Here is a 225-nt window from a genome sequence, read left to right on the forward strand (position 1 = left end):
TCGCCTGGGTAGCCGGACTGTCAGTGACCGTGGTGGTCGGGGTGCCGGCGGTGTCGAGCTGTTCGTAATTCCCGCCTTCAACCTTGGTGATACTGTTGGTCAGCGGTGCATTGGTGTTGTAGACGTTATTCGGCGCGGTGAAATTGACCGAACCGGACGACTCACCGACGCCGATGGTAATGCTCTGGCCGTTGGCCAGGGTCACGACCAGCGGGCTACCGGTGA

Annotated in this window: 1 protein-coding gene; it reads right to left on the minus strand. The window is 60.9% G+C overall.

Annotation, left to right across the window (positions count from 1 at the left end):
• On the minus strand, positions 1-225 hold a 225-nt coding region (locus tag JNA92_RS25785; RefSeq protein ID WP_241807241.1), incomplete at both ends, for an immunoglobulin-like domain-containing protein.

This window comes from Pseudomonas putida, assembly GCF_022627325.1.
GTDB classification, from domain to species: Bacteria; Pseudomonadota; Gammaproteobacteria; order Pseudomonadales; family Pseudomonadaceae; genus Aquipseudomonas; species Aquipseudomonas putida_X.